The sequence below is a fragment of the Pandoraea eparura genome (genome assembly GCF_902459725.1).
Taxonomy (GTDB): domain Bacteria; phylum Pseudomonadota; class Gammaproteobacteria; order Burkholderiales; family Burkholderiaceae; genus Pandoraea; species Pandoraea eparura.
This window is the reverse complement of record NZ_CABPSH010000001.1, coordinates 62,864-84,491: the sequence shown is the minus strand read 5'-3', so window position 1 is coordinate 84,491 and position 21,628 is coordinate 62,864. Positions and strand designations below refer to the sequence as shown.

The following is a 21,628-nucleotide window of genomic DNA, read 5'->3' as shown; positions in this document are numbered from 1 at the left end:
GTCTATGAACCGTTTTTATTTGCTGTTTGGGACTGCATCTACTGGCGCCGTGGCCCGGCATCGGTCAAGTTGGAACCGTGTTACCTTCTTCGCTGACAGATAGGGATACGTCCTCTGGTTCCGCAATGGCGCAGCGCACGCAATTTCGCCCTGCTTGTTTTGCGTCATAGAGGGCGTGGTCTGCGGCAGCTAACAGGTCCTGGAGCGTCTGGTTTTCATCGCCTAGACTTGCTACGCCAAGACTAATCGTCGCTTTCAGTTGTCCGACAGCTGTTTCAATGAGTGCTTGCTCGACGGCAACACGTAATCGCTCCGCGACTACCATCGCCTCGCTTGCTGATGTAGACGGAAGCAGCAGAACGAATTCCTCTCCACCGAGTCTCGCGACAATGTCGGACCTTCGTAGAAGCGCTTTCGCTTCACCTGCAATCCTCCTCAAGACTTCGTCGCCAGCCTGATGCCCGGCCGTGTCATTTATACGCTTGAAATGGTCGGCGTCCAGCATGACCAGCGACAATGCGCGGGCATGCCGTTCGGCCCGGGCAACCTCAGATTCTGCAATTTCAAAGAAGTGAGCGCGGTTCGTAACGCCAGTCAGATGGTCTGTCGTCAGAAGACGTGCGAGGTTGTCGCTGTGAACTTTCCGCTCTGTAATATCCCTCAAAACCACCGAATACCCAGAAATCTCACCGTCCTCCTCACGGAGCACAGAAATGAGAACTTGCCCCCAATAGCGCCGACCAGCTTTCGTCTCGCACCAGAACTCCTCCACGTGCCAGCCATCGTCGCGCGTCAGCGCGATGTGCTCAGGTAAACGGTGCAAGACAATCTCATCGTTGGCATAAAAGCGCGACAGCATATGCCCGATAACTTCCACCTCACCAAAGCCCGTCAAGCGTTCAACAGATGGATTCCAGCTGTCGATGCAGCCTTGAGCATCTAGCGTAAAAAACGCAAAATCGTTGACACCCGTATAGATTCCGGCGAGCCATGACTCAGTCTGTCGCGCTCGACGCTCAGCGGCGACCTGGCGAGAGATGTCCGTCAACACCATCATCAGCACATCCGCATTCACCTTGATGATGGAACATGCTAGAACGACAGCGTCATCCTTGGCTGGCGTCACAAAAACCCGATGGTTTTCACAGACAGGCCCTCGCTCCGCCTCGAAACTGGCCACCAGATTGCGAAGTTCTGGGGCGACCGACGCAAGGCTGTCGAAAATATTCTCGATACTCCCACCTCTTACCAGAGGCATGAGCAGTTGCGCGGCAAGCGGGTTCATCATGTCAACGAAGCCTGATTTGTCGCTGCGGACAATCCCGACCGGCGATAGATACATGAATGAGAGTAATGCTTCGTACTCAGACTCCAGGTCGTTCTTGTCCGTGTTCGGCGCGCTCAATTTGCTGTCCTCCGCTCAATCAGGACAAATCGGGTCGCGCAGCCCGGCGCCTTCAGCAGCCTCAACCGCACCGGGGTCGGGCGCATGCGCAAGGTCAAGACGTAGGGAATAATATCGTCAAGCTCATCCGCGTCATCGAAGCGTTGCGCGACCATGAAGTTGTTCATGCATGGCGCAACCTCTTCAAAAAGATGCTTGCCTAGAACTCGCTGCGGGCTCAGTCCGGCATTTCTCGACTCGGTGGCGTTGTAGACCGTGACCATCGCATCCGGCGCAAATCCGATTACGCCGAATGAAAATGCATCTACCCCCTCGGCACCCAATTCAGCCAGCTCTGTTATTCGCACCTCTTCAAATTCATTGCCCACGCTTCCCCCTACCTGGACTCACTTCACCAACTTTGATTTTTCCGACCATTTAGCCAATCATCACGTAACACCAGCCTCCGGCAAACACCGGCAAAACGGGTTGGCAGGAAAAAATCCCACATAACATGTTATCGGCTGAGATAAATAGAACTTTAGCGCGGATGCTCGACAGTTGGTCTGGAAATCTGCACTGAGCCCGTTCGAGGTGACAGCAAACTCGGTGTCGAGATGGCTACGGCGCTATGGCTCTGAGCCCCCCATTTGCATGCAAGCGTAATCCATAAAACCTGGCAACGAGTTCCATATCGTCGCCCGACGCGAGTGCCCTATTGGTAGCCTCCCGGACGCGTAATATCTCCGAGATGCCTTCCTGGAAAGTCTGTGCGATGTGTGGGTCAAAATGCGTGCCACTGCCACTTGCGATGACGGATAGCGCTTCGTCATCCGTCATCGCAGGCCGGTAACTGCGCGGCTCAGTCATGGCGTCGAACGCATCTGCGACCGCCACGATACGGGCGGCCAGTGGGATACGCTCTCCGCACAGGCCCGCGGGGTATCCGTTGCCATCGAAGTGCTCGTGATGATAGCGAGCAATCTGTGAGGCAAACTGCAGAAGCTCGTCTGCCCCACCAGCAAGCAGTTCGGCGCCGATACTTGAATGACGCTCAATGATGGTGCGCTCTGGCGGATCGAGTCTGCCGGGCTTGAGAAGTACATCGTCCGGGATAGCCAGCTTCCCTATGTCATGCACGGGGGCGGCGAGGCGTATGCGTTCCCGGTCCGCTGTGTTCAGGCCCAGCAGAGCGGCGAGGCAGGTGCTTGTCTCCCCAGTACGAATAAGGTGGCCGGACGCGTAGGGATAGCGCATGCAACCTGCTGCTGTCAGGCTGGCAAGCATTTGGACGACTTGAAAGTTCATTGAGGTTCTGTATGGCAATAACGGATAGTGTCGTGCGCCTTTCTCTCGAAATAATCTCATCGGATGCAGAACGCTAAAACGGACCTCGAAAAAACTACATCGGCGCCAGCATCTATGAAACTCTGGCCGGCCCAGCGAGCCACTCATGCAACAAGTGAAATGGCATCGGACGGCCGATGTAGTAGCCTTGGCCAAAATCGCAGCCATCCGCACGAAGCATATCCATGACTTCCCGTGTCTCGATGCCTTCGGCAGTTACCGCGATGCCCAGACTATGCGCAAGGGAAATAATCGAGAGAACAATTGCCCTTGAAGCGTAACTGTCAGACATGCCACGGACGAAGGAGCGATCAATCTTGAGGTCATCGACGGGCAGCTTCTGGAGGTACGCGAGAGACGAGTATCCTGTGCCAAAGTCATCGATGGCGATCCGAACGCCCCAATTATGGAGTTCTTCGAGAACTTTCAAAGTGCGCTCTGGATCGGTCATTACCGCACTCTCTGAATCGCCCCGGCTTTGTAGGAGGCCGGTTGGTTTAAGTTATCGCGGGCGCTTCAGCAGTATTTCTGAGTTGCCTGTAATAGTTTGCCTCAGCCTCGGCTGGCGGGATATAGCCCAGCGGTTCCATCAGCCGATGATGGTTGTACCAGGCCACCCATTCCAGGGTGGCGAGCTCGACGGATTCCCTTGTTTTCCAAGGCGCTCGCCGGTGAATCAGTTCCGTTTTGTATAGACCGTTGATCGTTTCCGCCAGGGCGTTGTCATAGCTGTCGCCGCGGCTGCCGACCGATGGCTCAATGCCCGCTTCGGCAAGTCGCTCGGTGTACCGAATGGAAACATATTGCGATCCCCTGTCGGAGTGATGGATCAGCGACCCGTCGCCGCCCGGTTGGCGGGCATACAGCGCCTGTTCAAGCGCATCGAGTACGAAGTCGGTGCGCATCGTCCGACTCACCCGCCAGCCAACGATGCGCCGCGCAAACACGTCGATGACGAACGCCACGTACAGCCAGCCCTGCCACGTCGAAACGTAGGTGAAATCGGAAACCCAAAGCTGATTCGGCCGGTCGGCCGTAAATTGGCGATTGACCCGGTCCAGCGCGCGAGGTGCCGAGACATCTGGAATCGTCGTGCGAACCCGTTTGCCGCGAACCGCGCCTTGCAATCCCAGCCGCTGCATCAATCTCTCGACCGTGCAGCGGGCCACACGAATTTGCTCCCGGTTCATCTGCCTCCAGACCTTGTCTGCGCCGTAGACCCGCATGTTGGCGTGCCAGATACGCTGGATTTCCGGGCACAGCACGTCATCACGCTTGACTCGGGCGCAGCGCTTCGACGGATCGCGAAGCTGGGCAGCATGGCGCCAGTAACCCGACGGGGCAATCCGCAAGACCTTGCAGATCGACTCGACCCCGAAGGTGTCGCGATGCTGATCGATGAAGGCTTTCAGGACTTGATACGGCGGTCGAGTTCCGCCTGGGCGAAAAACGCGCTGGCCAGTTTGAGAATCTCGTTGGTCTTGCGCAATTCCTTGTTCTCGCGCTCCAGTGTTTTCAGGCGCTCGCGTTCGCTCGTGGTCAGGCCGGCACGTTCGCCGTTATCGATCTCGTCGCGCTTGACCCAATCGTTCAGTGTTTGCGGCGTGCAGCCGATCATCGGTGCAATCGACTCGACTGCCGCCCACAGCGAGGGATGCTCGCTACGCTGCTCGCGCACCAGGCGCACTGCGCGCTCCCGGACTTCCGGGGAAAACTTGCTCGATTTCTTGTTCATGGCTCCATTTTCTCAAGAGTTGGAGCCTCCTCCAAATCCGGGGCGATTCACTCTGTCACCTCTAGCTTCAGGCGATCCATTGGGAAGTGGTGCAACTCAAGCAGCGCGCGAACCCGCGATGCAAACTGCTGGTCGATGAGGTTGCGCATCGACACGTTGACTGCAATAAACGCATCAGGCCACGTATCGACGACGGCTCTGAACTGGGACACGGCTGAGTCAATGACCCAATCTGTGAGCGGATGGATTAGGTCGCTGAGCTCAATCATCGGCATGAACTCGCCTGGACCGACCATTCCAAGTTCGGGGTGATTCCAGCGCAAGAGGGCCTCGAAACCGATGCGCGTCTGCCCCTGCAGCGAAACCTTCGGTTGAAAATATAGGACGAATTCATTTTTCTGCAGGGCGTGTCGCAATTCGCTCATCAGAAATGGACGGGGAATTCCAGAGTCTACCCGCTCTGTCAGAGTGAACCCATGCCCGTCTTTTTTGGCCGCGTACATCGCTGCGTCCGCGCTGCGCAGCAGCGTGTCCGCGTCGAGGCCGGCTCCGGGAAATCGCGCGGCGCCGATGCTGCCGCTAATCTGGACATCTAGGCCGGAAATGCTAAACGGCTGGCGTATTGCTTCTAGAACAGCCTCGACGCTTGTGTTGATCGATCGTGCGTCGATTTCGTCAAGAACGAAAACGAACTCGTCGCCACCGAGCCGACCAACGTCGCCTGATGAGTCAATCACATTACACAACCGTTCGGCCACGTCACGAAGGAGATTGTCACCTGCCGCATGCCCCAGTGAGTCGTTTATTTCCTTGAATCCGTCAAGATCGAGTATGGCCACGACTGGACGTCGATTATGCGCATCGGCTCGAGCAAGCCGGGACTCAAGCGCGAGGACAAAGCTGGAACGGTTCAGAAGTCCTGTCAGGCCGTCATAAGTGGCGCGGCGACGTAGCTCCTCCTGTTGCCTGCGGCGCTCCGTTGTATCGATGAACGTTACGATCGACCCGTTCACCTTACCGTCCCGAACAATCGGATACGCCCAGTACTCGACTGGCATCGGTGAGCCGTCGCTCTTCCAGAACACTTCGTCGTCAACGTGCACATGAGACCCGGATTCAATGCTGTTATGGATACGGCACGCGGCTGGATCATAAGTTGAGCCGTCTTCGCGCCTGTGGTGAACGAGCGTATGCATCGATTGGCCCGCCATATAGGCTGCGCTATAACCGAGCAGCCGTTCGCAAGCGGCATTCGCGAAAGTACAGAGTCCGTTTTGATCTACGCCGTAGATGGCTTCGACCGTGGAATCCATCAGCAGCGAGAAAAGCGCCTTCTGCTCCTGGATTGTGTGAGTAAGCTTGCTGCGATATGTGACATCGGAAATCAGAGCAAGCGTTGCATTTCTACCCTTAAAGACAAGGGGGAAATAAGCAACCTCGACTTCAAGCATGCCGCCCCGTGCGTCACGATGTAGCTTCACGCTCTTTGCGTGGAGTGCCGGGGCGTGGGCGCTATGCACCGAATCTTCTTCCTCCGCTTCCCCATACGACACATCAAGCTCGCTGACCTGCATGCCGAGAAGCGCTTCACGCGGATATCCGTATTGTGTGATCGCACTATCGTTCACGGCAAGAAACCTGCCAGTTACCTTATCCGATACCCACATGGGATATGGGTTGGTGTCGAATAACGACCGGTATTCCGCCTCCGACTGAGACAGAGCCTCGCCGGTCCTGTGCCGATCAATCGCGACTGCGGCGAGTTCGGCAGCCATCTGGCTAACCGGCAGCTCGTTTGAGCCCGGCGTTCTGTGTTCGCTGAAATAGAGTGCAAACGAACCGGACACGCGGTCCCCCGTCGAGACCACGGGATACGACCAGCAGGCGCGTAGGTTATGCGCAGACGCGAGATCACGATAGTTTGCCCACAGCGGGTCGTTTTCAATGTCCTCGGATATCACTGCTCGGTGCTCTGCAATTGCTGTTCCGCAAGATCCAGCGCTGTGCACCGCGCGAGCGTCGATGAGACCTTCCCGGAACGCCTCGGGCAGCCCTGGCGCGACGCAACTGACGACAAAATGGTCGTCGTCAACAAGCAGCAACGATGCGCGTGATCCGGGCACCTGCTCTTCGGCAAACTCGCAAATTGACTCCAGGATCCCATTGAGTGGTTCCGTTTGAGCGATGCGTCGCAGAAGTTCAACCTGATGGGACTGCCTGTCGATCGATGTCTGCCAGTCGCGTTCACGAAGGTCCAGTTCCTTGGCCATTTCATCCAACTGGATCGCGATCAACTGAAATTCGCTACCGGAAACTTCAGAGGCCACCCGCGTGCTGAAATCCCGCTCGCGCAGCCGCGCTGCGGCATTAGCGATGCGACGGATGTTCCGCCCTATCAGCGCGTTCGTACCAGTCCACCCCGCACCGACGGCCAACAAAATCAATGCAGCCGCAACAAGCGTTCCGAGCCACAGGTCGCGCCGCAGGCTGGCGAATACGCTTGATCCGCGGGATGTATAGAGAACAATAATGGCTGAAGGGTCATCGGGAGATCCCGCCAGTGTCGAGCCTACGAGACGAAAATCTCCAGAGGAACCTGTCGAAAGCTGAACGCCTTGGGATTGCTCCATGATTGCGCGGCGAAGCTGCACGTTATGAAGCGGCTCGCCGACGCGCCCGATTAACGGGTCTGATGCAACCAGGATCGTTCCATTTCTATCAAGGATTGTGATGTTTGCGTCTCGGTCGCCTGGGGCGGCGCCCATGCGTTCTAGAGATCCCAGGCGCAACGAGGCAAATACCACGGCAAAGGGCCTTCCGCTTTCGTCACGCAGCGCTGTGGAGACTGCGATCGACGGCAAGCCGGTTAGCCTCCCCTGTTGATAGTCCCCGATAGCCAAACCGGGATGTATCAGAGCGCGGCGGAAATAGGTGCGGTCTCCTAGATTTGGGAAGTTACCGGCGCCGGGATGAACGCCGCTACACAGGACGCGACCATCAAGGTCGATCACGCCGACGTTGGAGTATCGGTCCGAGCGCTGTGTAACGAGCCTATTGAGGTAGCTGTTGCAAAGCGGCCAGTTGCGACTATGGATAGCCGGACTCACCGAGATAGCTGCAAGCGTCTCCCCCGTCCCGGAAATTTCTGACTTCGTATAACCTGCAGCTAGCCTGAGAAATTGGGTTGACTCCAGACGGGTACTATTGCGAAGCAGCTCCGTCTGCCTTTGCAGGTAATAAGCGCTTCCGATGAGCAGCGGGAATGCAGCAGCGCAGATCACTAGAAGAATCCGCGCATGAAGGCTTTTGATCAGCTTGTATCCTGCCATGCTAGGCTCCGCGACTATTGCGAAATGATCGTTTGATTCTTTCCTTGCTGTTTTGCTCGGTACATCGCCTGGTCGGCACGGCGAAGCAGGCTTGTGCTGTCTGTAGTGCCATCGGAAACTGCGGCTCCGATGCTGGCGGAAATCCGTATCAACTGCTCACCCAACACGAGATCAGCATCCAACTTTTCGCGCAATCGCTGAAGAATCGATTCGGGTTCATTGCCCGAGGCCGGCAAGTCTTCCACGACTGCGACAAACTCATCACCTGCAAGACGCGCAACAAAATCTGTTGTCCGGAAGCCGTCGCGTGCTAACTTGGCGAACTCACGAAGCAGGGCATCTCCCACATCATGCCCGCACCTGTCATTTATTTGCTTAAAATCGTCGAGATCGATAAAAATGACCGCGAACTTCGTCCCCTCAGCTCTGGCGCGGATTATGACTTCGTCGAGCCTCGCGACAAATGCCCGCCGATTTGGCAAACCGGTCAGGAAGTCGTGGGTTGCCGCGTGCCGAAGACGGTGCTCCCCGCGCTTGCGATCGGTAATATCGGTGGCGAGCATATACGCGCCTGCAATACGATCTTGGGCGCCATCGCTGTCGTGCTGCCGATCAGGTACGAGATGAATGGAGAACCAGCGGGAGCCACGTTGTTGGCTCGACTGAAATTCGAAGGAGATTTCGTCGCCAGAAAGTGCTTGCTGGATGTATGGTTGCGCCCTACTGTACAGTGCGTTGCCAAAAATATGCCGGACGTGCCGGTTGGCGATTTTTGTCGTTTCCACGCCGAGGAAGGTTTCGTGCTGACTGTTGTGGAACCGGTATATTTCCCTGTCATCCAGATATCCGATAAGCGCCGGAATATTGTCGGTAATCGTTTTAAGCCGTGTCGCTGCCACACGGATTGTCTGCTCGTCTTGCTTTCTTTTCGAGATGTCGTGAATAAACGCGCTTACAAGAGATCGGCCTTCGAAAGAGGTAACTGCAAGCGTCATCTCGACGGGGAACAATTCACCCGAGCGACGCTGAGCCGTCATCTCAATCCGCTTTCCAACTAGACTCCAGTTTTGGGTGGCCACTGCAGCCGTGAACGCGTGCTGGTGCGCACTGCGCTGAGACAGGGGTACGATAAGTTCAGCAATGTCCTTGCCAATGACCTCATCTGCGCGCCAACCGAATGTTTGCTCCGCGGACCGGTTCCACATCTGAATCCGTCCGTCTTCGTTGGCCTCTATAAAAGCATCCGTCGCGTTTTCAAGTGTTGCTCGTAGGCGCTCCCGCTCTGAGGAAGCTCGCATTTCGGCCTGACGTCTTTGCTGTGCCTCGATTGCAAGCGAGGCAACTGCGTTATTCAGTTGACTAGTGCGGTCGATAACCATCGCTTCGAGCTGGGCGCCAAGCTCGACCAGCTTAAGCTCAGTCTTCTTGCGAGCATCGATATCGCTCACGACCATGACAAAACGGGGTTCCGTGCTCTCGCTGTCCGTAAGTCGGGAAACCGACACCTCGACCCAAAGCGGCTTACCGTCGGCGCGAATGAAGCGCTTTTCTAGGTTATAAGAATGAACTTTTCCAGCTATGAGGCTTTCGAATGCTGCCAGGTTCGCTTGCAAATCATCGGCATACGTAATTTGTTCAAACCGCATACCCCGCATGCGGTCCAGTGGGTAGCCCAGCATTTTGGCAAACCCAGCATTGACCTCGAGCCACGTCCCGTCGGCTGACTCCGCGGACAGAAGGGCGATTCCTACCGAGGCCTGCTCGACGATTCGAGTATAGAGTGCCTCAGTACGCTGGCGAGCGTGACGGGCGCGTTCGGAGCGTTGATGGGACTCCAGTGAATGGAAAAAGTGCTCGGCCATCGTTGCCAGGTCATCGAGCAATCCTTCGTCATGCGATGAAAACTCGCGCGATTTGCGATCGATGATGCACAGAGTGCCGATTGGTACGCCACTAAGTGAGCGCAGCGGCCGACCGGCGTAAAACCGTATAGCAGGCTCACCTGTAACCAAAGGATTCTTGATAAAGCGAGCGTCGGCGAGCGCGTCGCGGACGACGAATGTAGCGTCAGCTTCCACGGCGTGGGTGCAGAATGATATGTCTCGTGCCGTTTCGGGGACTTCGAGACCGGTGCGTGACTTAAACCACTGACGATCGCAGTCGATTAGGGACACTAGTGCAATCGGTATATCGAAGACCTGGCATGCAATACGGGTAATACGATCAAGCTCGTCCGATGGCGGAGAGTCTAGTATGTTTAGTTCGCGAAGAATGGCCAACCGCTGTGATTCCAGCGTGGATTTGAATTCGGCGTTTTTCATTATGAGCGATGACGTAACCGTATCAGTAGGGTGCTTTCTGAAGCCCCCTGATTTCCCTGGGCGCTAAGAAGCTAGAGTGAAGTTGGATTTGCATCCATATCGTCGAACACAATCTCAATCTTGAGTTGATGCGCTAGTTTTGCGCCGAAACTTGCGAGTTGGGCGATATTTCAGCGTGCTGTGTGAATGATGCTCGCTGTAATGATCGATCGGGGCGGTCAGATTGCGCACAGTCGCCACGGCATCAAGCTCGGGCATGTAGGCCACATAATCGCGCTTCATCGTTTTAACGAGGCTTTCTGGGGTGCTGCCGGTTACGTAGACAGCAATAGATTTTCGAAAGTCGTGGTGTCGGGATTGGGTCTTATTGTCAAGCTGCCTGACGGCGTCGATGACCGAGAAATCGTTCATTACGCACGAAAGCAAAACCTTGCACCGTCCGCGCTCTCTACATGGCACCTGCGGTCCGAGCTCGCAAGGAACGGCCTCCTTTTCAGCATAACAAATCTCCGGCCCGACAACATCCTCTCGGCCTGTGCTGCGCTCGACGATGTCGTTTCAGCACGCATCTAGCAACGTCGAGGCATCGATGCTAGATGCGTTTCTAGAATCAGCGTGGAATAACCGGTGCAGGAAGCTTTGCGGTCGTGCGTTTCAGGATAAGTGTGGTCCGCTTTGGGTCCAGGCTGTGTGAAAACGCGTTGATCGCCTAAACAGGTTCAACTCCTTCAGCTAGGGTGACCGGATGAAGCGATTCATAGAAGGCGAAGACCGCAAGCAATTGACGTTGCTTCCAGAATGCCTCGATGACTTCGTGGCCGAGGACAATCCGGTCAGGATCATCGAGGCGTTCGTTGACGAGCTTGACCTTGGATCATTGGGCTTCGATGGCGCCATGCCGGTGACTACGGGGCGCCCGTCCTATCATCCCGCCGTGCTGTTGAAGATTTATATCTACGGCTACCTGAACCGGGTTCAGTCGAGCCGTCGCCTGGAGCGTGAGTGCCAACGCAATGTTGAGTTGATGTGGCTCACGGGCCGTCTGGCGCCGGACTTCAAAACCATCGCCGACTTCCGTCGTGACAACGGCAAAGGCATCCACAATGTATGTCACCGCTTTGTGGTGCTATGCCGTGAGCTGAAGCTGTTCTCGCAAGCGCTTGTTGCGATCGATGGCAGCAAGTTAAAGGCGGTCAACACGCGTGATCGCAACTTCACCGAGGGTAAGGTCGACAAGCGCCAGAAGCAGATCGAGGAGAGCATCCAGCGGTATCTGAGTGCGCTGGAGACTGCCGATCGGACGCAACCTGCTGAGCTGGAAGCGAAGACAAGTCGACTACAGGACAAGATCGCGCGCTTGCGCGAGAAGATGCGCAGCCTCGACCAGATCAAGGAGCAACTCAAGACGCAGCCTGATGGTCAGCTATCGATGACCGATCCCGACGCGCGTTCCATGGCGACGAGCGGCAGAGGCTCGGGAATGGTGGGCTACAACGTACAGGTGGCAGTAGACGCAAAACACCACCTTATCGTTGCTCATGAGGTCACAAACTCTGGCAGCGACCGGGCTCAGCTCAGCCCTATGGCTAAAGCTGCACGCAATGCGATGGGTAGGAGCAAGCTGCGGGCAGTCGCCGATCGTGGCTACTACAGTGCGCCTCAGATCAAGGAGTGCGCGGATGCGGGCATTGCAGTCATGTTGCCGAAGCCCACGACATCAAGCGCAAAAGCTCATGGTCGATTCGACAGGGCCGACTTCATCTACATCGCCCGCGACGATGAATACCAATGTCCCGCGGGCGAACGTGCGATCTACCGTTTCACCGGAGAGGAGCATGGCATGCAACTGCGTCGCTACTGGAGCAGTTCCTGTCCTCAGTGCCCCATGAAGTCGCGATGCACGCCAAGTCAGTATCGGCGAATTACCCGATGGGAACATGAGTCGGTGCTCGAGGCGGTCCAGCGTCGGCTCAACAAGACACCGGACGCGATGGCGGTACGCAGGCAGACCGTTGAACACGTCTTTGGGACGTTCAAGCACTGGATGGGCCACACACACTTCCTGACACGCAGGCTGCCCAACGTGGGGACCGAGATGAGTCTGAACGTACTTGCCTACAATCTCATGCGAGTCCTGAGAATCCTCGGGTTCAAGAAGACAATGAAAGCGATGCGGCTGGCGGGTGCGTGAGCACTTCATTGGTCCTAAAACGGCCTCCCAATACCGTTTTATAGGGCCTCAGAGCCGTTCAATCGTGCGTCGTGCCGCATTGGCCGCCGAGGCAGTTATCTACGCCAGACGGTGTAAGAGCAGCGCGTCATATTACGGTTCTGTCGATGTTTCCACACAGCGAGGGTCGAACACGGCCCTTGATGACTTGACGTCCAAGCAATCTTGGACCTGATCTGACGCTGACTGAGAGATCAGGTCCCGACTTACACAGCTAACTTTCAGTCTCAAGCCTGATGCTTGCTTGTTCTAAAATCCAGTTCTCAATTCTCTTGTGCCACATGCGAAGCATGTCCAGGGGGCGTCGCCGATAGTGCTTCTCCGCTAGTGCACTAGGCTTGTGCCCCATGATCTGGGCTGACACGCCAGCGGGCATCTCAATCCACTCGCACAGCGTCCCGAAGGACCGGCGCAGGCCATGTACGCTGATGTGCGGCAGCTTGGCATGGTTCAGCGCTTTCATGTGAGCTTTTCTCGGCTCGACAATTCTTCCATCTTCGGCCGTTGGGCTGCTAAAGACCCACTCGTTGATGCGCGGCAGCTGCTCAAGCATCTGAGCGACGTATGGCGTCAACGGGATTACTCTGCCTGCCGCTTCGATTTTGTCTGCGAGTGACAGGCTCCCCCATTGAAAATCCACATCGGTCCATTTCAACTGCGCCAACTCTTCGCGTCGAGCGCCCGTAATAAGCAGGGCCTGAAGGTACGCGGAGATGACTGGATTGGGGATCTTCCGTACTTCGGCGAACCAGAGTTTCAACTGCTCGCGCTGTAGGCAGTCCGTCTTCACTTGCGGGCGTGGTACCGACTCTTTCACCGCGCGAGCGGAGCATGCCTTCGCATGCGCGATGCTCGCAAACGCAGGTTGCTCATCGCACCAACGCAGAAACGCTCGCAGTTTTCTATATGACTGTTCCGCTCCGGTTGGGCGATCTGCTGATTCGGTTGCGAGCCATTTCGAAACTGTATCGGGAGTGAGTTCCGCCAGCCGAAGTTGCATCAGCGGTGCGAGCGGACCAGGTCTGGTTAGTCCTTTTCCGCGAATCTTGGCTCCCCCGCCGGGCTGCGCCAGATTGATGTGGTCTTGCAGATGACGCTCCCCCCAGTTCGATTTGTTTGCTTCTAGATACTTCGCCCACGCCTGAGCGACCGTCGCTTGTTCTCTCTTCATCTGGAGCTCGGCCGTTCTTGCCGCTGCCTGCGCCTCGGCTTTTTCCGCTCGAGGATCGCGTCCTTGGTCTGTTAGGAGCTTAAGGCGCGTTGCCTCAGTTTGGGCCTTCGCAATCGTCCACGTACGGGTGTCGCCGATCGTGATTCGAATTGTCTTGCCGTTGAGGCGTCCTTCGAAGATGAAGGACTTGGCTCCATTCGACGTTACGCGGACGCCTAGGCCAGGTATCTTCGCATCCCAATGAAGCGTTTGCTGCTTCCCGGGTTCTGAGCTGAAATTTGCGACCCGTTCACTGGTGAAGTTGACCTTGTTCATCCCTGATCCATGTAGGTGCTGTGTAGGCGGATTCTATCCGTTTTAGTCACCATCGATCAACGCCAGAAATTTCGGAAATTATTATTTTACTAATAAAATCAGTGGCTTGAATTGATTGTTGGGCGCCGATCAATCTCGGTCACTTAGATGTTGTTCGGCCTTCTAAGCCGACGGTCGGGGGTTCGAATCCCTCTGGGCAGGCCAGCTGCTATGCGATTTCATTTGATTGCGCGAACTTCGGTCTGCGATGCATGTTTTGTGTCCGCGATTCGCCGTTAGCTCTAGATGCCATTGGTGCGAAACGTTCCGGGCAGACCCCCGATGCCCCGATTCCCACGCCGCCGAAATCAAGGGTTTGCCCTAGTGTTGTGCAGTTGGCGCGGCGAAGCGATAATGCGAGCATCGTGAAGTGGCGTTGGTGTCAGTACTCGCTTCCATTTCACGAAACCACAAAGCGCGATGCGCTGTTTTTTTGAATAACGAATGGTAGCGGTACCATCAATGCCTCCCACGACGCTCCCCGAGCGAACATGGCAAGCGAGGCAAGCGTGGCGCGGCCATCACGTGCGACGCCGGTAACGGCATCGATACAGGCATGACGGATGTGACCATGGACCTTTCCCGAACCTCGACGCTGGCCCCGGTGGCGGACGTCGTCGCGCAACTGGGCGAATGCCCGCGTTGGGACGAGCGTCGCGGTGTGCTGTGGTGGGTCGACATTGTCGCGCCCGCGCTGCATGCGTTGACGCCAGCCTCCGGCGACGTGCGTACGCTGAGCATGGACGAAGACATCGGTTGCTTCGCGCTGACCGAGGACGGCGGCTTCATCGCCGGCATGCGCAGCGGCGTCTGGCTGCTCGACGGCGAGGGCCGCAAGGTCCGCCAACTGCATGCGCTCGGCGAAGACACCGCCACGCACCGCTTCAACGACGGACGCTGCGATACGGCCGGCCGCTTCTGGGTGAGCACCGTCGACGAGGCAAAAGCCTGCGGCGACGCCTCGCTGTACTGCGTGAGCGGCGCGCAGGGCGAAGCGATGGCGCGCATCGACACAGGCTTCATGACCGGCAACGGCCTGGCATTCAGCCCCGACGGCCGCTGGCTCTACTACTCGGATACCCCACGCTACAAGGTCTATCGCCGCGCGTTCGACGCCGCCACGGGCAATGTCGGCCCGCGCGAGACGTGGCTCACCTTCACGCCGACCGAGACCGATCGCGCTCGCCCGGACGGCGCAGCGGTAGACGCCGAGGGCTGCTACTGGAGTGCGCTGTACGAAGGCGGCCGTGTGGTGCGCATCTCGCCGCAAGGCAAGGTGCTCGCTGAATATGCGCTGCCGGTGCAGTGCCCGACGATGTGCGCCTTCGGTGGCGACGACTTGCGCACGCTGTACGTGACGACGGCTCGCGCCGGGCGTCCTGCCGATGAGCTGGCCCGCCAGCCGCACGCCGGCCGGCTATTCGCCATGCACGTGGATGTGCCGGGCCTGCCCGAGCCGCGCAGCGCGCTGCGCACCACCACGGACTGATTTTGCGCGACCGCTGCCCCTGGCGGCGAAAGACTTGATGACGGATGCGGCCACGCATCCCCGCAATGGAGAATTAGCGATGTTCACACTGCAAGATCCTGATCTGCTGCGCCAGCAGGCCTACATTGGTGGCCAATGGTGCGATGCCGACAACGGCGCCACGCTCAATGTGGTCAACCCGGCCACGGGCGCCGTGATTGGCACCGCGCCGGCGATGGGCGCAGACGAAACGCGTCGTGCGATCGCCGCGGCCGCCACGGCACAGGCCGAATGGCGCCAGACCACCGCCAAGACGCGCGCTGCCGTGCTGCGCAAGTGGCACGACCTGATGCTCGCCAACCAGGAAGATCTGGCGCAGATCATGACGGCCGAACAAGGTAAGCCGCTGGCCGAAGCGCGCGGCGAAATCGGTTTCGCCGCCAGCTTCATCGAGTGGTTTGCGGAAGAAGCCCGCCGCGTCGATGGCGACGTGATCGCGACGCCCGCATCGGATCGCCGTTTGCTCACGATCAAGCAGCCCGTCGGCGTGTGCGCGGCCATTACGCCATGGAATTTCCCGGCAGCCATGATCACCCGCAAGGCCGGCCCGGCGTTTGCCGCCGGTTGCGCCATGGTGCTCAAGCCCGCGATGCAGACGCCATACTCGGCACTCGCGATGGCCGTGCTGGCCGAGCGCGCGGGTCTGCCGAAGGGGCTGTTCTCAGTGGTCACGGGCTCGGCCGAGCCGATCGCCCATGAAATGTCGACCAACCCGACCGTGCGCAAGCTCACGTTCACGGGCTCGACCGCCATCGGCGCACGCTTGATGGCGGCCGGCGCCGCGAACATCCAGAAGCTGTCGCTGGAACTGGGTGGCAACGCGCCGTTCATCGTGTTCGACGATGCGGATCTGGATGCGGCCGTCGACGGCGCCATGATTTCGAAGTACCGCAACGCCGGCCAGACGTGCGTGTGCGCGAACCGCCTGTACGTGCAGGCCGGCGTACACGATGCCTTCGTCGAGAAGCTGGCCGAGCGCGTGCGCGGGTTGCGCGTCGGCGCGGGCACCGAAGCCGACGTGCATATCGGCCCGCTGATCGATACGAAGGCGATGGCCAAGACGCTGGCGCTTTATGACGATGCGCTGGCGCAAGGCGCCACGGCCGTGGTCGAGGGCCACGCGATCGAGCGCGACGGTCTGTCGCCACAGTTCTTCTCGCCGGCGCTGCTCACCAACGTGACGCCTTCGATGCGCGTTGCCCGTGAAGAAATCTTCGGCCCGATCGCTCCCGTGATTCGCTTCGAGACGGAAAGCGATGTGATCGCGCTGGCCAACGACACCGAGTACGGTCTGGCGAGCTATTTCTACAGCCGCGATCTGGCCCGCGTGTGGCGCGTGGCCGAGGCGCTCGAGTTCGGCATGGTCGGCATCAACACCGGTCTCATTTCGACGGCGGAAGCCCCGTTCGGCGGTGTGAAACAATCCGGTCTGGGGCGCGAGGGCTCGAAGTACGGCATCGACGAATATCTCGAACTCAAATACCTCTGCATGGGCCTGTCCTGAGGCGGTTGACGTAGCGCGGTTCAGTAGTCCAACGGCGCCAGCCCCGAGAGGGGCGAGCGTCGGGCATTCCCCAAAGAAGACAAGAGCAGGATATGGAGACGGAAATCTTTACCTTGGCCAGTTTCGCCGTATTCACGGCACTGGTCGGCCTGGTGTCATGGGCCATTACGCGTCGGGCCAAGGATGTGGGCGCTCGCGGCTACTTCATGGCGAGCGGCGGCCTGTCGGGCTGGTTCATCGCGGGTTCGATGATGCTGACGAACCTGTCGGTCGAACAGCTCGTCGGCCTGAATGGCGACGCCTACGCACACAACCTGAGCGCGATGGCCTGGGAGTGCACGGCCGCGATTTCGACCGTCGCGCTGGCAATGTTCTTCCTGCCGCGCTACCTGCGTGGCGGCTTCACCACGTTGCCGCAGTTCCTCGAAGAGCGTTTCGACGCCCGCACGCGACGCATTGTCAGCGGACTGTTCATCATCGGCTATACGCTGGTGGTGAATCCGTCGGGCCTTTATCTGGGCGCGATCACGTTCAACCAGATCTTCGGCGTGCAGCCATTGTTCGGCCTGTCGTATCCGGCAACGATTTCGCTGCTGGTGGTCGCCAGCGGCGCCATCGGCGCGCTCTACGCCGTGTTCGGCGGTCTGCGCGGCGTGGCAGTGTCCGACACCATCAATGGCATCGGCCTGCTGATCGCCGGCCTGATGATTCCGGTGCTGGGCCTGTTTGCCCTGGGGCACGGCGATGCGTTGGCCGGTCTGCACACCGTGCTGCATGCCGCACCGGAGAAGCTCAATGCCATTGGCGGTGCCCACGACAGCGTGCCGTTCGGCACCCTGTTCACGGGCATGATCTTCGCCAACCTGTTCTACTGGTGTACCAACCAGTCGATCGTGCAGCGTACGTTCGCCGCGAAAAGCCTGGCCGAAGGGCAGAAGGGCGTGCTGATCTCGGGCCTGCTCAAGCTGCTGGTGCCGCTGATCATGCTGATGCCCGGCGTGATCGCGTATCACATCTACGCCGGCGGCAGCGCACTGACGCGCCCCGATCTGGCGTACCCGCAACTGGTCACCGACCTGCTGCCGTTCTGGGCCAAGGGCTTCTTCGTGGCCGTGCTGTTCGGTACCGTGATGAGCCACTTCAACGCGGTGATCAATTCGACCGCGACGCTGATCGCCTTTGACTTCTACAAGCCGTGGAAGCCGTCGGCAACCGATGAGCAACTCATTCGTGTGGGCAAGCGGGCGAGCATCGCGATCGCCGTGGTCTCGCTGCTGATCGCACCGATGCTGATGTACGCACCGGATGGTATCTACGCGGTGATGCGCCGTTTCACCGGCTTCTTCAATATCCCGATCATCGCGGTGGTGCTGGTGGGCTTCTTCAACCGACAGGTGGGTGCCACGCCGGCCAAGATCGTGCTGATCTCACATGTGATCGTCTATTCGCTTCTGGTGTTCGTGCTCGACGTGGACAAGCGCTATGGCTTTCACTTCATCCACTTGATGGGCACGCTGTTCGTGCTGGAAGTGGCGCTGATGCTGTTCCTGAGCCGCCGCTTCGCCCGCGAGACGCCGTACTCGCCGACGCCGCGTGCGCATGGCGACACCACCCCGTGGCGCTATGCCAGCAGCATGAGCACGTTCCTGATTGCATTCCTGGTGAGTGTGTACCTGACGTTCTCGCCGCTTGGCCTGGCCAATGCGAACGGGCCGGGCGCGGCCTACGGCAAGCTGATGGCGGCCGTGTGGTGTGTGGCGATCGTGCTGGCCTGGCGCTTTGCCGGCCGCTCGAACGCCTCGGCCCGCGCGGCCCGAACTGCTTGAGCGCTTTCCTGAACCCGGCGCGCGCCAGTCAAGACTGAGCGCGCGCCAGCTACGACCCCCGACACTCATGGAACTTGTACACGACGCGACTTCCTGGGCCTTGCGCCACAACGGCCGCACCGTCATCGCCCACGCTCCCGGCCAACCGTGCTGCTTCGTCGGCCATGGCCAGGAGACCGTGGAGATGTATCGCGGCAACTTTGACATCTCCGATTACGTCGAGGAGCGCGTGGCACTCGCCCATGCCTCGTTCGACGCCACCGACGACAGCCTGCGCGTGTCGCTGGCCCGCGTGGCGGGCGGTCGCGCCGACCTGATCCTGCGCGTCAAGGCAGATGAGCAGGGCGCCACGATCGACTTCGAGTACGCGGCGCCGGGCATCAACCGCCTGTGGTGGCGCGTGCAGGCGGAGTCCGACGAGGCCGTATGGGGCTGCGGCGAGCAGATGTCGTACTTCAACCTGCGCGGGCGTCATTTCCCGCTGTGGACGTCCGAGCCGGGCGTCGGTCGCGACAAGCGCACGCATCTGACCTGGCAGGCCGACGTGACGTCGCGCGCCGGTGGCGACTACTATCACACGAACTATCCGCAGCCGACCTACGTGTCGTCCACACGCTACTGTCTGCATGCGCAGACCACGGCCTATGCAGACTTCGATTTCCGACGCGGCGGCTTCCATGAACTGCAATTCTGGGCCGTGCCCGAGCGCATCGAGCTGCTGACCGCCCGAACGTTCGTCGATCTGGTCGAGCGTATCGCTGCCCGCTTCGGCAAGCCGCCGCGCCTGCCGGATTGGGTGTTCAACGGCGCCATTCTCGGTCTGAAGAACGGCCGCGATCACGCCGACACGCTGCTCGCCAAGAGTCGCGAAGCCGGTGTCGCGGTCGCCGGTCTGTGGTGTGAAGACTGGGTGGGCCTGCGCATCACCTCGTTCGGCAAGCGGTTGTTCTGGGACTGGAAGTGGAACGAAACGCGCTATCCGGGCGGCAAGGCGTGGGCGGCGACGCTGCGCGCCGACGGCGTGCGCTTCCTCGGCTACGTCAATCCGTACCTTTGCAATGACGGCACGCTCTATGCCGAAGCCCGCGACGCTGGCTATCTCGCGACGCGTCTGGACGGCGGGGACTATCTGGTCGACTTCGGCGAATTTTGGTGCGGCGTGGTGGACTTCACGAACCCGGCCGCCTCAGACTGGTTTGCCGAGCGCGTGATCGGCAAAGAGATGCTCGACGCCGGCCTGGACGGATGGATGGCCGACTTCGGCGAATACCTGCCGACCGACGTCAAGCTCGCCAACGGTGTCGACGCCATGCTGATGCACAACGCCTGGCCGACGCTGTGGGCCAAGGTCAACGCCGATGCGGTCGCGTCGCGCGGCCGTACGGGGGATGCGCTGTTCTTTATGCGCGCCGGCTACACGGGCGTACAGAAGTACTGTCCGCTGCTGTGGGCGGGTGACCAGTCTGTCGACTTCACACGACACGACGGCCTGCAGACGGTTGTCACGGGCGCGCTGTCGTCGGGCCTGCTGGGCAATCCGTACCACCACAGCGACATCGGCGGTTACACGAGCCTGTTCGGCAACACGCGCACGCCGGAGTTGTTCATGCGCTGGGCGGAAATGGCCGCGTTCACACCGGTTATGCGCACGCACGAAGGCAATCGTCCAGACGAGAACTTCCAGTTCTGGCAAGACGCCGGCGTGCTGAGCCACTTCGCACAGATGACGCGCGTGTATCGGGCGCTCGCGCCGTACGTGCGCACGCTGGTCGACGACGCCGAGGCGCGCGGCCTGCCGCTGCAACGTCCAATGTTCCTGCATTTCGAGGACGATCGCGCCACCTACGATATCCACGATCAGTACCTGTATGGCCCCGACTTGCTGGTCGCGCCCGTGCATGCGGCGGGTGCCGAGCGTTGGCGGCCCTACCTGCCCGCCGGTGCGCGCTGGACGCACGTGTGGTCGGGCGAGACGTTCGAGGGCGGGGCGCGTGTCGACGTGGCGGCCCCGCTGGGTCAGCCGCCGGTGTTCGTGCGTGCGGGCAGCGCCAACGAAGCGGCGCTGCTGGCCATTGCCAAGGCGTAAGCACGTTACACGTCGGAAAGGGAGCGTCTTGCATGTTCGGTAGTGTCTCGTTGGGTCAGCACCTCGCATTCATTGCGTGCGTGGCGCTGGCCACCTATATCCAGAACCTCACCGGGTTCGCGTTCGGCCTCGTCCTGCTGGGCCTGGTCGGCGCATTCCATATCGCCTCGCTGCCTGTGGCGGCGAACGTGGTGACGATGATGGTGCTGGTCAATGCGGTGATGGTGGTTCGGCGCCGTCCGCAACTGCCTGGCCGCACGCTGGAGCTGATTCTCGGCACCAGCCTGATCGGCGTGGCCGTCGGCGTCTGGATGCTGACGTGGCTGTCGACCAATGCGTCGAACGTGCTGCGCCTCACGCTGGGTGTCGCGATCGTCGTGTGCAGCTTCCTGCTGGTGGCGAGCATGCGCAAGCGCGCGTCGATGTCCGGCCCGCTGGCGTTCGTCGGTTATGCAGGCCTGTCCGGCGTGATGGGGGGCATCTTCGCAAGCGCCGGGCCGCCGATGGTGTTCCACATGTACCGGCAGCCGTTGGAAGCGCAGACCGTCAAGGAAACGCTGGTGCTGCTGTTTGCAGTCAACGCCGTGCTGCGCCTGATCATGGTGGTCTCGCAGCACCATTTCGACGATGCATCGATCGCGCTGAGTCTGGAGGCGCTGCCGGTGGTGCTGGGGCTGACGTGGTGTGCGCGTCGCTATCCGCCGGGCTGGTCCCCGACGATGGTGCGGCGGGTGGTGTTTGCACTGTTGCTGGGCGCGGGCACGAGCCTCGTCGTTCCCGCCCTGACGGCGCTGCGCTGAGTCGCGCACCCCG

General features: G+C 59.4%; 14 protein-coding genes, 1 pseudogene and 1 other annotated feature. Of the genes and pseudogenes, 6 read left to right on the top strand and 9 right to left on the bottom strand.

The features are described 5' to 3' along the window. Window positions 1–64: 64 nt before the first annotated feature. From PEP31012_RS00360 to PEP31012_RS23850, 8 genes and pseudogenes are all read right to left on the bottom strand, one after another. Complete coding sequence (locus PEP31012_RS00360) at window positions 65–1,405, bottom strand: sensor domain-containing diguanylate cyclase (RefSeq protein WP_150587393.1); 1,341 nt, start codon at window positions 1,403–1,405, stop codon at window positions 65–67. Beyond that, a complete protein-coding gene (locus PEP31012_RS00355; protein ID WP_150587392.1) occupies window positions 1,402–1,773 on the bottom strand; it encodes a phosphonate transporter in 372 nt (123 codons plus the stop codon). Before PEP31012_RS00355 ends, PEP31012_RS00360 begins: the two co-directional genes overlap by 4 nt. Window positions 1,774–2,005: 232 nt before the next feature. Beyond that, window positions 2,006–2,692 (bottom strand): HD-GYP domain-containing protein, encoded by a 687-nt coding sequence (locus tag PEP31012_RS00350; protein ID WP_150587391.1) that lies wholly within the window; start codon window positions 2,690–2,692, stop codon window positions 2,006–2,008. Window positions 2,693–2,804: 112 nt separating this feature from the next. Continuing rightward, entirely contained in the window at window positions 2,805–3,182 is a 378-nt protein-coding gene (locus PEP31012_RS00345; RefSeq protein WP_150587390.1) for an EAL domain-containing protein, read from the bottom strand. 46 nt (window positions 3,183–3,228) lie between these two features. Beyond that, a protein-coding gene (locus PEP31012_RS00340) for an IS3 family transposase (RefSeq protein WP_150587389.1) occupies window positions 3,229–4,466 on the bottom strand; the annotation gives its coding sequence in 2 pieces (ribosomal slippage) (window positions 3,229–4,175 and window positions 4,175–4,466; 1,239 coding nt in all). Continuing rightward, window positions 4,069–4,185, bottom strand: a sequence feature (AL1L pseudoknot). Its footprint overlaps the gene before it by 117 nt. Before the next feature lie 47 nt (window positions 4,467–4,513). Then, window positions 4,514–7,795: a diguanylate cyclase domain-containing protein gene (locus PEP31012_RS00335; RefSeq protein WP_246171077.1), complete on the bottom strand. Its 3,282-nt coding sequence runs from the start codon at window positions 7,793–7,795 to the stop codon at window positions 4,514–4,516. Window positions 7,796–7,809: 14 nt separating this feature from the next. Then, window positions 7,810–10,116 carry a sensor domain-containing diguanylate cyclase gene (locus PEP31012_RS00330; RefSeq protein ID WP_150587388.1) on the bottom strand — a complete coding sequence of 769 codons (2,307 nt, stop codon included), beginning with the start codon at window positions 10,114–10,116 and terminating at the stop codon, window positions 7,810–7,812. 114 nt (window positions 10,117–10,230) lie between these two features. Next, a pseudogene (locus tag PEP31012_RS23850) lies at window positions 10,231–10,416 on the bottom strand (IS3 family transposase); the annotation flags it as partial. Window positions 10,417–10,861: 445 nt separating this feature from the next. Between PEP31012_RS23850 and PEP31012_RS00320 the strand changes: the two are divergent. Continuing rightward, window positions 10,862–12,307, top strand: a complete 1,446-nt coding sequence (locus PEP31012_RS00320) for an IS1182 family transposase (protein ID WP_150587386.1) — start codon at window positions 10,862–10,864, stop codon at window positions 12,305–12,307. A gap of 253 nt (window positions 12,308–12,560) precedes the next feature. Here the strand turns inward: PEP31012_RS00320 and PEP31012_RS00315 are convergent, their stop codons facing one another. Then, on the bottom strand, window positions 12,561–13,832 hold the full coding sequence (locus PEP31012_RS00315) for a tyrosine-type recombinase/integrase (RefSeq protein ID WP_150587385.1): 1,272 nt from the start codon (window positions 13,830–13,832) through the stop codon (window positions 12,561–12,563). Between the two features lie 610 nt (window positions 13,833–14,442). Between PEP31012_RS00315 and PEP31012_RS00310 the strand changes: the two genes are divergently transcribed. The 5 genes from PEP31012_RS00310 to PEP31012_RS00290 all read left to right on the top strand — a co-directional run bounded on the left by PEP31012_RS00310 (window position 14,443) and on the right by PEP31012_RS00290 (window position 21,615). Continuing rightward, window positions 14,443–15,360 carry an SMP-30/gluconolactonase/LRE family protein gene (locus tag PEP31012_RS00310; protein ID WP_150587384.1) on the top strand — a complete coding sequence of 306 codons (918 nt, stop codon included), beginning with the start codon at window positions 14,443–14,445 and terminating at the stop codon, window positions 15,358–15,360. Between the two features lie 79 nt (window positions 15,361–15,439). Beyond that, entirely contained in the window at window positions 15,440–16,903 is a 1,464-nt protein-coding gene (locus tag PEP31012_RS00305; protein WP_150587383.1) for an NAD-dependent succinate-semialdehyde dehydrogenase, read from the top strand. Window positions 16,904–16,995: 92 nt separating this feature from the next. Continuing rightward, the gene (locus PEP31012_RS00300) at window positions 16,996–18,729 is read left to right on the top strand and encodes a solute:sodium symporter family transporter (RefSeq protein ID WP_150587382.1); all 1,734 of its coding nucleotides are present in this window, start codon (window positions 16,996–16,998) and stop codon (window positions 18,727–18,729) included. A gap of 67 nt (window positions 18,730–18,796) precedes the next feature. Further along, window positions 18,797–20,815: an alpha-glucosidase gene (locus tag PEP31012_RS00295; protein WP_150587381.1), complete on the top strand. Its 2,019-nt coding sequence runs from the start codon at window positions 18,797–18,799 to the stop codon at window positions 20,813–20,815. A 32-nt stretch (window positions 20,816–20,847) separates the two neighbouring features. Next, window positions 20,848–21,615, top strand: coding sequence for a sulfite exporter TauE/SafE family protein (locus PEP31012_RS00290; RefSeq protein WP_150587380.1), 768 nt, complete (start codon window positions 20,848–20,850; stop codon window positions 21,613–21,615). Window positions 21,616–21,628: the final 13 nt, after the last annotated feature.

What these genes read in the sequence shown, in the direction of transcription:
- PEP31012_RS00350 (WP_150587391.1), bottom strand. Translation starts at nt 2,692, where the DNA reads ATGAACTTTCAAGTCGTCCAAATGCTTGCCAGCCTGACAGCAGCAGGT.
- PEP31012_RS00345 (WP_150587390.1), bottom strand. Translation starts at nt 3,182, where the DNA reads ATGACCGATCCAGAGCGCACTTTGAAAGTTCTCGAAGAACTCCATAAT.
- PEP31012_RS00335 (WP_246171077.1), bottom strand. Translation starts at nt 7,795, where the DNA reads ATGGCAGGATACAAGCTGATCAAAAGCCTTCATGCGCGGATTCTTCTA.
- PEP31012_RS00330 (WP_150587388.1), bottom strand. Translation starts at nt 10,116, where the DNA reads ATGAAAAACGCCGAATTCAAATCCACGCTGGAATCACAGCGGTTGGCC.
- PEP31012_RS00320 (WP_150587386.1), top strand. Translation starts at nt 10,862, where the DNA reads ATGAAGCGATTCATAGAAGGCGAAGACCGCAAGCAATTGACGTTGCTT.
- PEP31012_RS00315 (WP_150587385.1), bottom strand. Translation starts at nt 13,832, where the DNA reads ATGAACAAGGTCAACTTCACCAGTGAACGGGTCGCAAATTTCAGCTCA.
- PEP31012_RS00310 (WP_150587384.1), top strand. Translation starts at nt 14,443, where the DNA reads ATGGACCTTTCCCGAACCTCGACGCTGGCCCCGGTGGCGGACGTCGTC.
- PEP31012_RS00305 (WP_150587383.1), top strand. Translation starts at nt 15,440, where the DNA reads ATGTTCACACTGCAAGATCCTGATCTGCTGCGCCAGCAGGCCTACATT.
- PEP31012_RS00300 (WP_150587382.1), top strand. Translation starts at nt 16,996, where the DNA reads ATGGAGACGGAAATCTTTACCTTGGCCAGTTTCGCCGTATTCACGGCA.
- PEP31012_RS00295 (WP_150587381.1), top strand. Translation starts at nt 18,797, where the DNA reads ATGGAACTTGTACACGACGCGACTTCCTGGGCCTTGCGCCACAACGGC.
- PEP31012_RS00290 (WP_150587380.1), top strand. Translation starts at nt 20,848, where the DNA reads ATGTTCGGTAGTGTCTCGTTGGGTCAGCACCTCGCATTCATTGCGTGC.